Source organism: Collinsella sp. AM15-2 (genome assembly GCF_003471985.1).
Taxonomy (GTDB): domain Bacteria; phylum Actinomycetota; class Coriobacteriia; order Coriobacteriales; family Coriobacteriaceae; genus Collinsella.
On the sequence record NZ_QRKO01000020.1, the window covers coordinates 32,769 to 45,175 of the forward strand.

At 62.1% G+C, this 12,407-nt stretch carries 9 protein-coding genes and 1 tRNA gene; 5 read left to right on the forward strand and 5 right to left on the reverse strand.

Going from position 1 to position 12,407, the window contains the following annotated elements; all coding sequences use genetic code 11:
• From DW171_RS10340 to pknB, 5 genes are all read left to right on the forward strand, one after another.
• The coding region (locus DW171_RS10340) for an FHA domain-containing protein (RefSeq protein WP_233504865.1) at positions 1-593 on the forward strand (593 nt) is incomplete at its 5' end.
• A gap of 6 nt (positions 594-599) precedes the next feature.
• Entirely contained in the window at positions 600-1,016 is a 417-nt protein-coding gene (locus tag DW171_RS08340) for an FHA domain-containing protein (protein ID WP_006235180.1), read from the forward strand.
• The gene (locus DW171_RS08345; RefSeq protein WP_118270931.1) at positions 1,013-2,947 is read left to right on the forward strand and encodes a Stp1/IreP family PP2C-type Ser/Thr phosphatase; all 1,935 of its coding nucleotides are present in this window, start codon (positions 1,013-1,015) and stop codon (positions 2,945-2,947) included. Before DW171_RS08340 ends, DW171_RS08345 begins: the two co-directional genes overlap by 4 nt.
• Positions 2,948-2,963: 16 nt before the next feature.
• Complete coding sequence (locus tag DW171_RS08350; RefSeq protein ID WP_118270932.1) at positions 2,964-5,834, forward strand: FtsW/RodA/SpoVE family cell cycle protein; 2,871 nt, start codon at positions 2,964-2,966, stop codon at positions 5,832-5,834.
• Positions 5,835-5,966: 132 nt separating this feature from the next.
• Positions 5,967-7,928: a Stk1 family PASTA domain-containing Ser/Thr kinase gene (gene pknB / locus DW171_RS08355; RefSeq protein ID WP_118270933.1), complete on the forward strand. Its 1,962-nt coding sequence runs from the start codon at positions 5,967-5,969 to the stop codon at positions 7,926-7,928.
• Positions 7,929-8,347: 419 nt separating this feature from the next.
• Here the strand turns inward: pknB and DW171_RS08360 are convergent.
• The 5 genes from DW171_RS08360 to DW171_RS08380 all read right to left on the reverse strand — a co-directional run bounded on the left by DW171_RS08360 (position 8,348) and on the right by DW171_RS08380 (position 12,010).
• Positions 8,348-8,423 (reverse strand) — tRNA-Arg (locus tag DW171_RS08360).
• Between the two features lie 304 nt (positions 8,424-8,727).
• Positions 8,728-9,126 carry a DUF956 family protein gene (locus DW171_RS08365; protein ID WP_117564941.1) on the reverse strand — a complete coding sequence of 133 codons (399 nt, stop codon included), beginning with the start codon at positions 9,124-9,126 and terminating at the stop codon, positions 8,728-8,730.
• Positions 9,127-9,246: 120 nt separating this feature from the next.
• The gene (locus DW171_RS08370; RefSeq protein WP_117564942.1) at positions 9,247-10,167 is read right to left on the reverse strand and encodes a PTS system mannose/fructose/sorbose family transporter subunit IID; all 921 of its coding nucleotides are present in this window, start codon (positions 10,165-10,167) and stop codon (positions 9,247-9,249) included.
• 16 nt (positions 10,168-10,183) lie between these two features.
• Complete coding sequence (locus DW171_RS08375; RefSeq protein WP_117564943.1) at positions 10,184-11,002, reverse strand: PTS mannose/fructose/sorbose transporter subunit IIC; 819 nt, start codon at positions 11,000-11,002, stop codon at positions 10,184-10,186.
• A gap of 18 nt (positions 11,003-11,020) precedes the next feature.
• Positions 11,021-12,010, reverse strand: a complete 990-nt coding sequence (locus tag DW171_RS08380) for a PTS sugar transporter subunit IIB (RefSeq protein WP_089573275.1) — start codon at positions 12,008-12,010, stop codon at positions 11,021-11,023.
• Between the last annotated feature and the right edge of the window lie 397 nt (positions 12,011-12,407).

The following is a 12,407-nucleotide window of genomic DNA, read 5'->3' on the forward strand; positions in this document are numbered from 1 at the left end:
CGAAAAGCCGTGCCGCCAGCGCCCCGCGCGCCGGCCAGCAGCAGTTTGCTGCCCCGCAGCAGCAGCGCCCCGCCGCCATGCCCCAGCAGCAGCCGACGCCTCGCGCCGCCGCTCCCGACCCGCTTGCCGTGGCAGACCCCTTCGCGCCTAGCGTCCCCGACCCCGCCGCAGCACCCATCCCGGTGCCGCAGACCGTCTCGCGCGACGCGCTTGCCGGCATGGGCGGAGCCGCCGCGACCGGTGCCGCCGTGGGCCTAGGCGCCGCAGCCGGCATCGCCTCCAACATGGCGAGCACTCGCGCCCCGCAGCGCCCGCTCGCCCAGCTCGTCGACGTCGTGAGCGGCGAGAGCCATAGCATCACCTCCGCACAGGTGACTATCGGTCGCGAGCGCTCGGTTTCCGATATTGCCCTGCGCGACCCCAACGTGTCGCGCCGCCACGCCCAGCTCACCTTTACGGGCTCGGATTGGTCGATCGAGGACCTCAATTCCACCAACGGCACGCTCGTCAACAACCGCCGCATTACGCGCTGCCCGCTGCGCAACGGCGATCTGCTGACGTTTGGCCTGAGCACCTTTGAATTTAGGGGATAGTCGCTTATGAACATCGATATCGTCCTTTTTGCAGGCCGCATCGTCCTGGTCGCCCTGCTCTATATCTTCCTGTTCGCCGTCATGAAGACCGGCGTGGGACTTGTGCGCGGACAGCGCCGCGACTCGGCTATCTGGACGATCGATGTGGACAAGGGCCCGCGCGGCATCCGTGGCATCCACGTAGACATGCTCGGCCCCGTCATCGTCGGTCGCTCGCCATCTTCGGACATCTGCATCAACGAACCGTTCGTCTCGGCCTCGCATGCGCGCTTTTCGCTGCAGGGCCCGGCGCTCATCATCGAGGACCTCAACTCGCTTAACGGCACGCTCGTCAACGGCCGCCAGCTCGTGGAGCCCGCGACGCTGCGCGAGGGCGACGAAGTCCAGATTGGCGATGTGGTCATGAAGGTGAACCGTCGATGATCGACGAGGAGAACAAGTCCGCAACTATGACCGAGGCACCGACCGCCGCCACAGCTGCGCCGGCCCACGCCGCTCCGGCGGGCTCCGCACCCGTGGAGCCCGAGGACACCGTGTTCTCCCTGCCTCTTTCGCATGTAACGCATGATATTTCGGATCTCGCCGATAACGAGGACGAAGAGGATGCCGTAGCGGCGCCCATCGGCGCACATGCTGCGGAACAGCCCACAGCGCCCGAAGCAACCTCGGCGCCAGCTCACTTTGCAGAGCCCGTCGCCGCGGCAATCAACGAGAGCGCTGCGGTGTTTGCGGCACCCGAGCCCGCCGCGCCGGCGTTTCCCATAGCCCCGGCATCCGAGGTTGCGCCCGTGTCTACGCCGGCGCCCGAGGCGGGGCCATCCCCCGAGGACGGCCCTGCACCCAAGGCCCCGCAGCCTGCGCCCGCAAGCGAGTCCGATACCGTGGCCGAGCCCGCCGCCCAGTCGCAAAGCACGCCCGCGCCGTCGCACTTTGCGACACCCGAGCCTATAGACGTCAGCCCGCAAGACGACGAGTCGACCGCCCGCGCGTCCGAGGAGCCCGGCTCCCCGGACACCGGCGATTCCGAATCAAACGCCGAGACCGACACCGTCTCTCCCGGTGACACAGCCGAGATCGACGTTGCCGCCGTTGAGGCCAAGCTCAAAGACCCCGGCTCGACCATGAGCTTTGAGCCCCTGACCGAGGAACGCATCGAGACCGACTCGACCTATGATGCCGGCACCACCACGCAACTCATGTGGGGCGCCCGCTCCGACGTTGGCTGTGTGCGCCCGCACAATGAGGATTCCTACCTGGTGCAGTCGCCGCTCTTTTGCGTATGCGACGGCATGGGCGGTCACGCCGCCGGCGAGGTAGCCTCTTCCATCGCCGTCGAGACTATTGCCAAGACGGCCCCGCAGTCCGCCGACGCAGCACGCCTGGCCGCAGCCGTCGAGGCAGCCAACGCCGCCGTAATCGAGGCGGCCCTGAACGGCCTGGGCAAGCCCGGCATGGGCTGCACAGCCACTTGCGCCTATATCGAAAACGACACGCTCGCCATCGCCCACGTGGGTGACTCTCGCGCCTACCTGCTCCACGAGGGCACGCTCATCCGCGTGACCCGCGACCACTCCTACGTGGAGGAGCTCGTGGACGCCGGCGAGATTACGGCAGACGAGGCTCGCGTCCACCCCAACCGCTCGGTCATCACCCGTGCGCTGGGCTCGGACCCCGCCATGTATGCCGACCACTTCACTCTGCATATCGAGGAAGGCGACCGCCTGATCCTGTGCTCCGACGGCCTTTCGAGCATGATTCCCGATAGCGATATCGAGAACATCGCCACGCAGTCCTCAACCGCGCAAATCTGCGTCGACAATCTAGTGGACGCGGCGCTTGCCGCCGGCGGCCACGACAACGTGACCGTAGTAGTCGTTGACCTGGTTGACGATGGCGTTATGCGCGAAGCGCAACGCGTGCGTCGCCGCAACATTACTATCGCCGCCATCCTGGCCCTCGTCTTTGTGCTGGCAGCTGGCATCTGGGCCTACACGGGTGTCACCGGCTCGTACTACCTGGGTACCTACCAGGGCAATGTCGCCGTCTGGCGCGGCCTGCCCGGCAAGCCGCTCGGACTCAAGCTCCACTGGCTCGAAAGCGAAACCAGCATTAAGCTGTCCGACCTGCCCGAAGACACGCAAAACCGCCTCAAGGCGGGCATTCCGCAAACAAGTGTCGACGATGCGCAGGACACGATATCCAAGTACCGCCACCAGATCGACGAGGAGCAGACCCGCCAGGTGATCGACGCGCAAACGATTCGCGACAACACCAATCAGGGATCGACCTCCGAATCAGATTCCGAGAAAACCGCCGAACAGTCCGCCGAGGCCGAAGCCTCCGATAAGAATTAGAAAGGGAGTGCCGCTTATGAGTCGCCGCAACACCGAGCTGCTCTTGCTCATCGCCTCGGCGTTCCCCGTCATCCTGCTGTATGCGATGTACGTGCTCACCGCGGGCGCTGCCATCTCCTTTGAGACGCTCGCCGTACCGATCGGCCTCTTTGCCGCCTTTGCTGCGGCCCACATTGCCGTGCGCATCTTGGCGCCCGGTGCCGACCCCGCCATCCTGCCCATTGTCTTTGTGCTTTCGGGCATCGGCATCACGTTCGTGACACGCCTCGCCCCCGCTCTCGCCATCTCACAGCTCATCATCCTGTTTGTCTCGGTGGCGCTCATGGTGGGAACGCTCGCGTTGGTTAAGAACCTCGACGTAGTCATGCGCTACAAGTACACTTTTGGCATTATCGGCATCATTCTGCTGATGCTGCCTATCTTTATCGGCACCACGATCTCGGGCTCCAAGCTGTGGATTCGCATCGCGGGCTTTACCATCCAGCCCGGCGAGTTCGCCAAAGTCTTTATCGTGCTGTTCTTGGCCGGGTACCTGGCCGAGAACCGCGAGCTGCTCTCCATCTCCAACCGCAAGATCTTAGGTCTTAAGATCCCTCGCCTGCGACTGCTGCTGCCGCTGTTTGCCGTGTGGGGCGTGTGCCTACTCGTTGTCGTCTTCGAACGCGACCTGGGTTCGGCCGTGCTGTTCTACACCATCTTCTTGCTGATGCTCTACGTTGCCACGGGTCGATTCTCGTATGTCGTTATCGGCCTTGCGCTCTTGGCCGTCGGCGCCGTGGGCGCCTACAAGTTCCTGTCGCACGTTCAGGTGCGCTTCCAAGTTTGGGTCGATCCGTTTAAGGACGCCCAGGGCCAGGGCTACCAGATCGTCCAGTCGCTCTTCTCGCTTGCCGATGGCGGTCTGGTCGGTGTTGGTATCGGCAACGGCATGGCCAACAACATCCCTGTCGTCGAGTCCGACTTTATCTTCTCTGCCATCGGCGAGGAGATGGGCCTTTTGGGCGGCGGCGCCGTGCTCATCCTGTTTATGCTCTTTGCCGTGCGTGGCCTCACCACGGCTGCCCGCGCTAAATCCGACCTCGCCGCCTTTAGCGCCACGGGCCTTACGGCCGCCATCAGCTTCCAGGCCTTTTTGATCGTGGGCGGCGTTACCCGCCTGATACCGCTGACCGGCGTCACCCTGCCCTTTATGAGCCAGGGCGGTTCCTCGCTGCTGGCAAGCTTTATCATCGTCGCGCTCCTGCTGCGCGCCGGTGACGAGGCGACCGGACGCGAGGCCGAGCTTACCGGCACCGGCACCATGACCGCCATCACCGATGATCAGGTCGCATCCGCCGCCGCCCCGACGGGCACGCGCTTTGCCACCTCGTCTTCCTACGGCAGCGGCAGCCATTCCGTCGGCTCGCGCATGCGCCGTCGCCTGCTCGACACGCCTGAATCCGGTGTGCTCGGCCGCGTTGCGCTCGCCAACCGTCTAACCCGTGCGGTGCTCGCCTTTACGGCGCTATTCGCCATCCTTATCGGCAACCTCACCTATGTCCAGGTCATCAAGGCCAAGGACTATCAGGACATGCCGACCAACAACCACACCATCGCCCGCTCCAAGTACATCCAGCGCGGTTCCATCATCACGTCCGACGGCGTGACGCTGGCCGAGTCGCTGCAGCAGGAGGACGGCACCTACGTACGCTCCTACCCCAACGGCAACCTGGCAGCGCACGTGGTTGGCTACGTGAGCCAGCAGTATGGCACCACCGCCATCGAGAGTGTCATGAACGACACGCTCACCGGCTCTAAGGATTACTCCAGCTGGAACAACGCCATCGCGTCGCTCGCGGGCCAGACCCAGCCGGGCAACACCGCCAAGCTCACCATCGACTCGCGTATCCAGACGGCGGCCGAGCAGGCGCTCAAGGGCTTTAAGGGCGCTGTAGTGGTCATCGACCCGCGTACCGGCGCGGTGCTCGCATGTGCCAGCTCGCCCACCTACGACAACACCAACATCGACGCCCTGCTGCAGGCGGGCGGCGGCGAGGACGGCTCTATGTACAATCGCGCCATGGACGCGCTGTACACGCCGGGCTCCACGTTTAAGGTCGTTACGCTTTCCGCGGCACTCGAGACCGGCACCGCCAGCCTTACCAGCACCTACCAGGCGCCCGGCTCCATGGACATCGGCAACGCGCCGGTCACCAACTATGCCAACGAGAGCTACGGCACCATCAGCCTGCAGCAGGCCTTTGCCGTGTCTTCCAACGTCGTCTTTGGCCAAGTGGCAAACGAAGTTGGCGCAAACACGCTCGTGCAGTTTGCCAACGCCTTTGGCTACGGCCAAAAGCTCGGCCAGGACCTGACCTCCGCGGCCTCCATCATGGCCGACCCGTCGCTCATGACCGAGTGGGAGACCGCCTGGGCCGGCGCCGGCCAGCCTGTCGGCATGGACCACACGCCCGGGCCGCAGACCACCGTCATGCAAAACGCCGTGATTGCCGCCGCCATCGCTAACAGTGGCGTGGTCATGGACCCGTACTTTGTAGCCCAGGTACTCGCCCCGGACGGAACTGTGGTCAAGACCACGCAGTCCCGCTCGCTGGGTCAGGCCGTCAGCTCCGCCACGGCCGACCAGGTCAAGCAGGCCATGCTCGCCGTCGTCCAGTCCGGTACCGGCACCGATGCCCAGGTCCCCGGCGTCAAGGTCGCCGGCAAGACCGGCTCGGCCGAGACCGGCGGCACCAACGTCAACTCGATGTTCGTTGGCTTTGCACCTTACGATTCACCCACGGTCGCCATCTCGGTGGCCTTGGAGGATTACGACAAACACGACGTCAAGGCGGCCAAGATTGCCGGCATCGTCCTGACCGCGGCGCTCGCCGCACAGGGAGCGTGATGCCCATGATCGAATCGGACACCCGAGGCGCGCCGCGGCCGAAGAGTTAGCGGCAACGCGCCACACGGCCCCAGCGGCCACATCGTATGTACTACACACATCGTTGAGCGAATAGTTATGTTAGGAGCAGGAATGGAACAGAGGGTCCTCGGGGGAAGATACCTCCTCAAGGATAAGGTGGGGACAGGCGGCATGGCGACCGTCTACCGTGCACAGGACCAGGTCCTCGACCGCACGGTAGCCGTCAAGATCATGCTGCCGCAGTATGCCGGTGACGCAACCTTCGCCGCACGCTTTAAGCAGGAGGCCCAGGCAGCAGCCGGTCTCTCCTCCCCCTATATCGTGGGCGTCTACGATTGGGGCAAGGACGGCGACACCTATTACATCGTCATGGAGTACCTGCGCGGCACTGACCTTAAGAGCGGCATCAAGAGCCACGGCGCCCTCGACCCCAAGAAGGTCGCCCAGATCGGATCGCAGATCAGCTCTGCACTCTCGGTCGCCCACAAGCACGAGATCATCCACCGCGACATTAAGCCGCAGAACATCATGGTGCTGCCCGACGGCAACATCAAGGTCATGGACTTTGGCATCGCGCGCGCCAAGAACAGCCACCTCACGCAAGACAACAACGTGCTGGGAACTGCCCACTACGTCAGCCCCGAGCAGACCCGCGGTCAGGACCTCGGCCCCACCTCGGATATCTACTCGCTGGGCGTCGTGATGTACGAGTGCGCCACCGGCCGCGTTCCCTTTGACGGTGACGACGCTATCTCGGTCGCACTCAAGCAGGTCAACGAGCTGCCTATTCCGCCAAGCCAGATCAACTCCGGTGTCGACGCCGACCTTGAGCGCATCATCCTCAAGTGCATGGAGAAGGATCCGGCAAACCGCTTCCAGACCGCCGACGAGCTGCGTCAGGTGCTCAACAGCTACCTATCGGGCCGTGCCGTCAACATCTCGGAGCCCACGCGCATCATCGGTGCCCCCGGTGAGCTGGGCGCCACCAAGACTCGCGAGCTTTCCGATCAGACGCGCGCCATGGTGCGTCCCGTCTCGGGCGTGAGCGGCCAGAATACCGCCCGTAGCTCAGTTTCGGGCTCCACCGGCTCCTACGAGGTCGAAAAGCCCAAATCCAACAAGAACAAGATTATCGCCGCTGTGGTGGCAGCCGTTGCCGTCATCGGCATCGTGGTGGCCTTTGCCACAGGACTCTTTGGCGGCGAACAGGTCACCGTGCCCGACGTGCTGGGCAAGGACCAGCAGACTGCCGTCGAGCTGATCAAGGAGGAAGGCCTTGAGGTCGGCACCATCGACCAGAGCTATAACGACGATGTCGACGAGGGCAAGGTTGCCGAGCAGACCCCCAACGGCAACACCAAGAAGCCCAAAGGCACCAAGGTGAACCTGGTGATCTCCAAGGGCCCAAAGCCCTCCGAGAAGGTTGAGGTTCCCCAGCTTGTCGGCCTGACCAAGGACCAGGCAGAGGCGGCACTGGCAAGCGTTGGCCTAAAGGGCAACGCCACCGAGGAGGCCAACGAGGCCGACGAAGGCCAGGTCTTTGAGCAGGGCACCGACGCCGGTAAGGAAGTCGAGAAGGGCACGACCATCTCGTACAAGGTCTCGAGCGGCCCGGATACCACGTCCGTCCCCGACCTGACCGACATGACCGAGGCCCAGGCGCGCAACGCCCTCGATATGGCAGGCTTTGGCGTCGACGTGAGCTACCAGGAGAACGACTCGGTTACCGAGGGCACCGTGATCAGCTGGAACCCCAGCGGTAAGCAGAAGCCCGGCACCACGATTACCGTCGTCATTGCCAAGAAGTCCGGCAAGGCCAGCGTTCCGGGTAACCTGTACGGCAAGAGCATCTCCGCCGCCGTCACCGCGCTCAACAACGCCGGGTTCTACAACATCGCGTTCTGCGACCAGAACGGCAACCCCGTGAGCGGCAACGAAAACGCCACCGTTACGGGCGTCTCCCCCACCGGCAAGCAGTCCACCGACAGCACGATTACGCTGACGGTCGCACTTTCTGGTTCGGGTTCGGGCTCTGGCTCGGGCACGGGCGACGATTCCGGTACGACCAACTAGTCGCCACCCCACCGCTCATCACGGCTCTCGCCGCAAACATATTCGCTCACAGGCGCCCGCTTGCTTCCCCAGCAAGCGGGCGCTTCGTTTTTGACATGACATGAACCAGAAGAGCCCGGTACCGTGACGGTGTACCGGGCTCGATCAATCTCTGGTGTCCCCGGGCGGATTCGAAAACTCCCCCCGCGGGGAAAATGGTGACGCGGGTGTCGACGGCTCGAACCCTGCCCTTAGACCAGAAGAGCCCGGCACCGTAGCGGTACCGGGCTCGGCAAATCTCTGGTGCCCCCGGGCGGATTCGAAAACTCCCCCCCCCCCCCCGCGGGGAAATTGGTGACGCGGGTGTCGACGGTCCTAATCCGTCGGCAGCTCCCACAAACCAGAAACGGCGCCGCTCTCGCGACGCCGTTATAATCTTCTGGTGCCCCCGGGCGGATTCGAACCGTCGACACCCGCTTTAGGAGAGCGGTGCTCTATCCCCTGAGCTACGGAGGCATGTTGTACTAGTGTAGCAGATTTACACGTTGTGATGCAGCGTGTAGCCACTCTTCGAAGTTGCGGTGGAACAGCCCTCCGGAAAGTGCGTCCCACTATCCAGGCAAATTCTGGGTCAGACTTTCCCCATGGGACCTCGCTGGGAAACTGTGTCCCAGAATTTCGACTCGAAACGGGACACGGTTTCCCAAACGGGCCCGTTCCGGAAACTACATCCCGCAATCGGCACTCGAACCGGGATGCACTTTCCCGATCGAGCCTCATGGGAAACCGCGTCCCACTTTAGGGGAGCGCTCTTTAATGGCTAGTTGCCTTTGTGGAAAAGGTTCTTGATGACGGAGGGGATGCTCTTGGCGCCCTTGGCCGTCACATCGATAAAGTCGGGCGAACGAACGAGCTTGTCCTCGTCAATGTACTTACGCACCGCGCGAAGCGTTTCCTTGTCATTGCGCGTCGAAAACGTAAAGTGGCCATTCTCTTTGGTAAAGATGGCAAAACGCGTAATCTTCTTGGTGCCGCGCAAAACCTCGGCGGCAATATAGTCGACCTCGTCCCACGGGATTTGGATATAATCCTCGGGATTGCGCTCGTTATAGTACTCAAACGCCTTATTGCCCACCATCACGTTACCGTGACTGGTAAGCCCCATCAGGCAGGTTGCCGGCGTTGCCAGATCGACCGTGCTGTTCTGAGATTGCGCCATACGCGCCTCGCCCTCCAAATAAAACAATCGGACCGCATCCAGTGTACCCACCGGGTGCGGTCCGTTTCAATGGCTCAAAAGCCCTTGCCTAGCAACTCTCGGTCTTAAGCCGAAGCGTGCTTACATGAAGCCGCAGACGCGACCGATGATGCCGACGGCGAAGAGAGCCAGGATGATGACGATCGGGCTGACCTTCTTCTTGAGGAGTTTGCAGACCAGAAGGGTCAGGCACACGGCGGCAAGGCCGGGGATGAGCTGATCGAGGTTGGCCTGAAGCGTGGTGACCTTCACCGGGTCGAGTGCGTTGGCACCGACAGAGCTGTACATCGTCAATGCCTGCTTGATGCCCTCAGAACCGGCGGGCAGGTTGGCCCAGTCGATATAGGCGCCAGCGGACTGCGTGACCTTGGAGACGACCGGGGTGAAGGAGATGGACACCCAGCGCTCGACCAGGGCGCCGATGATGAACATACCCAGGATGGAAGCACCCTCGGTGACCTTGCCCATCAGACCGCCGGAGAGGTCCTTGGCGATGGAGGAGCCGACCTTGTAGCCAAACTCCTGCGTGTACCACAGGAAGGCGTAACGGATGATGTTCCACGCGAAGAAGAACAGCAGCGGACCGGCGATGCTGCCGGACAGGGCCAGGGAAGCGCCCAGTGCACCCAGAATCGGGCGAAGGGTGAACCAGAAGGCGGGGTCGCCGACGCCGGCGAGCGGGCCCATCATACCGACCTTGACGCCCTGAATGGCGACGTCGTCAATCGGAGCACCGTTGGCGCGCTCCTCCTCGAGGGCGAGGGTAACGCCAATGACGGGGGCGGAAACATAGGGGTGGGTGTTATAGAACTCCAGGTGGCGCTTAAGAGCGGCAATCTGGTCATCCTTGCTGGTGTAGAGCTTCTTGATCGCAGGGATCATTGCGAAGCACCAGCCGCCGTTCTGCATACGCTCGTAGTTCCACGAGCCCTGAAGGAACTGATGACGGAAGCAAACCTTCTTACGGTCAGCCTTGGTGAGCTGAATCTTGTTCTCTGCCATATGTATCACTCCCCTCCTACTCGTAATCGTTCAGAATGTCGCCGAGCGGGTCACCGGAGCCACCGCCCATGCCGCCACCCTGCTTGGCCAGATCCTTAAGGCCAAGGTAGATGAGGGCAAGGGAGATGCCGATGAGGCCAAGGGCGATCAGCGTGAGCTGAGGGATGGCAGCAAGGACAAAGCCGAGGATGAAGAACGGCCAGGTCTCCTTGGTGGCCATCATGTTGATGACCATGGCGTAACCGACGGAAGCGACCATGCCGCCGCCGACAGCCATGCCGCCGGACAGCCAATCGGGCATAGCGTTAAGCGCGTTGGTAACGGCCTCGGCCGGGATGATGCACAGAAGTACTGCCGGGATGGCGATACGAACACCCTGCATGAGGATGCCGGCGTACTGCCAACGCTCGATGCCGGCGAAGTCGCCCTTCTCGGCGCAGGCGTCCATGGCGTGAACCATAGCGGTAGCCAGGGTACGGCAGATCATGGTCAGGAACAGACCAGCGACCGACAGCGGGACGGCGACGGCGATGGCGGCGGTAACGGCCTTGGCCGAATCGGTGGCGCCACCGTTGAGGGCGAGCACCATGATGATCGAAGAAGCGACCGAGGCCAGAGCGGCGTCAGGCGCGACGGCGGCGCCGACGTTAGCCCAGCCAAGGGCCATCATCTGGAGCGAACCGCCCAGGAGGATGCCCTCCTGAAGGTGACCGGTTACGAGACCGATAAGCGTGCATGCCACGAGCGGCTGATGGAACTGGAACTCATCCAGAATGCCTTCCATACCGGCAAGCAACGCGACAATCGCAACAAGCAGAATAGTGATTGCAGACATGTATCGGACCCTCCTTTACTATGCTTGAGCGGCCAGTTCGGCCTTAGCTTTCTTCAACATGGCGTCGAGATCCTCGGAGGAATCCGAAGGAACCTTGCGGACCTCGAACTTGACGCCCTTGGCCTTGAGAGCCTCGATGGTCTTGACATCGTCATCGCCCATAGCGACAGCGTTAGTGACGACGACCTTGCCCTTGGAGTGGGCCATGGAACCGATGTTGGCTTCCTTGATGTCGACGCCGGCCTCGATGGCCCTGAGCAGATCCTGCGGGTTCTCGAACAGCAGCATCGCCTTGGTGTCGCCAAAGCGCGTGTCCTTGACGACCTCGGCCATCTTCTTGATAGGCACGACGTTGGCGTGGACTCCCGGAGGGGCAGCCTGCTCGATCATGGTCTTGCGGAGCTCGTCGTGAGCAACGCCGTCGGAGACCACGATGATGCGGTTGGGGTTGATCTGCTTGGTCCACGTGGTGGCCACCTGACCATGCAGCAGGCGCGTGTCGATACGGACGTGGGCGATCTTGATGTGCCCGTCGCCGATCACCGTTCCCGGAGGAATGGCACCCGCAGGAGCAGCGGCGGCCGCAGCCGGCTTCTTCTCCTCGGGCTCCAGAGACTCGGGCTTGACGCGCACGCCGGCCTTAGCCTCAGTCACGAGATGTTTTGCGATCGCATGTGCAGTGTTCTTTGCGTCAAAGCGCTGCGAATATGCCTCGATGAGCATAGGCAGGTTGACACCGGTGACGATAGCCCAGGAATCGTGGCCCTCGATGAGCCCGCTGATCTGGTTGAACGGCGTGCCGCCCCACAGATCAACGAGGAAGAGCACCTGCTCCTGGTCCTCGAAGGAAGCGATTGCCTCCTCGACCTTGGCACGGAAGTCGTCGGGGCCCATGCTCGGCTCGAGCGAGACCACGGCAACAGACGGCTGATCGCCAAAGACCATCGAGCCCGTCTGCTTGATTCCAGCCGCCAAGTCACCATGGCTAGCAAGAACAATACTTACCATCACATAACCTCCTTTTTGTCTACGTAATTCCTACACGACAGTTATGGAGTATAGCTGCAAATACAGCAGAATTGTTTGAAAAACTGCAAAAGGTAGCATTATTTGTTTAAACTTCTTGTTTTGTTACAAGCTGATTACATTCCAGTATTTTGGCTGATTTGCTGCTGAGGATTGATAGCTGATCTATTTACATGACCGAATTGAGCACGCTGTTCATTATTGCCGGTTTTAAACAGACACAAATGTGCTCGGGTTGAGGCTATTTCGTTTAAACAGATGGTGCTTGACTAATGGTAAGGAATATGCTCTAGGAAAGTAGTCGTTGGGTGTTCCTATAGTTTTGTCAACCGTCGACGCTACTCCCGGTAGGGCACCCGGTCGCGCATCACGGCGTATA

Excerpts from the sequence above, each read along its gene's own strand:
- DW171_RS08340 (WP_006235180.1), top strand. The coding sequence starts at position 600 with ATGAACATCGATATCGTCCTTTTTGCAGGCCGCATCGTCCTGGTCGCC.
- DW171_RS08345 (WP_118270931.1), top strand. The coding sequence starts at position 1,013 with ATGATCGACGAGGAGAACAAGTCCGCAACTATGACCGAGGCACCGACC.
- DW171_RS08350 (WP_118270932.1), top strand. The coding sequence starts at position 2,964 with ATGAGTCGCCGCAACACCGAGCTGCTCTTGCTCATCGCCTCGGCGTTC.
- pknB (WP_118270933.1), top strand. The coding sequence starts at position 5,967 with ATGGAACAGAGGGTCCTCGGGGGAAGATACCTCCTCAAGGATAAGGTG.
- DW171_RS08365 (WP_117564941.1), bottom strand. The coding sequence starts at position 9,126 with ATGGCGCAATCTCAGAACAGCACGGTCGATCTGGCAACGCCGGCAACC.
- DW171_RS08370 (WP_117564942.1), bottom strand. The coding sequence starts at position 10,167 with ATGGCAGAGAACAAGATTCAGCTCACCAAGGCTGACCGTAAGAAGGTT.
- DW171_RS08375 (WP_117564943.1), bottom strand. The coding sequence starts at position 11,002 with ATGTCTGCAATCACTATTCTGCTTGTTGCGATTGTCGCGTTGCTTGCC.
- DW171_RS08380 (WP_089573275.1), bottom strand. The coding sequence starts at position 12,010 with ATGGTAAGTATTGTTCTTGCTAGCCATGGTGACTTGGCGGCTGGAATC.